This window comes from Sphingobium sp. LMA1-1-1.1 (assembly GCF_040676365.1).
Taxonomy (GTDB): Bacteria; Pseudomonadota; Alphaproteobacteria; order Sphingomonadales; family Sphingomonadaceae; genus Sphingobium.
On record NZ_JBEGHS010000038.1, the window covers coordinates 1 to 502 of the forward strand.

General features: G+C 62.7%; 1 protein-coding gene. It reads right to left on the minus strand.

The genetic code is table 11. The annotated features are described in order from the left end of the window. On the minus strand, positions 1 to 502 hold a 502-nt coding region (locus MRBLMA1_RS16710), incomplete at both ends, for a TonB-dependent receptor plug domain-containing protein (protein WP_363738258.1).

Here is a 502-nt window from a genome sequence, read left to right on the forward strand (position 1 = left end):
TGCAACCGCCCGCCGAGGGTGTTGTCGTTCCAGGTGTTCTCGCAGCAGCGGGCAGGCACAGGACCGGGCGCGCTGTTTCCAACCGGATAGATGTTCTTGAAGATCGGATCCTGGCGATTGTACAGGACCGTGGCGCGACCGGAGAAGCCATTGCCCAGCGGGCCGCCGATACCCGCTTCAAGGCGTGTCTGGTTGAACCGGCCATAGGTCGCGTTCGCGTTGATCGAAAGCTGGTCGGTCGGCTTGCGCGGAATGAAGTGGACCAGGCCGCCGGTGGCATTGCGTCCGAACAGGGTTCCCTGCGGCCCCTTCAGAATTTCCACGCGCTCAAGGTCGAAGGTGCCGAAGATCTGGCCGCTGAGGCTGCCGATATAGCCATCGTCGAAGTAGACCGCGACCGGGCCTTCGAGCACGTCGCTGAAGTCGTTCTGGGTGACGCCGCGGATGGTATATTGTGCGGTCTGGCCACCGAAATTGCCCGAAACGTGGACGCCCGGCGTAA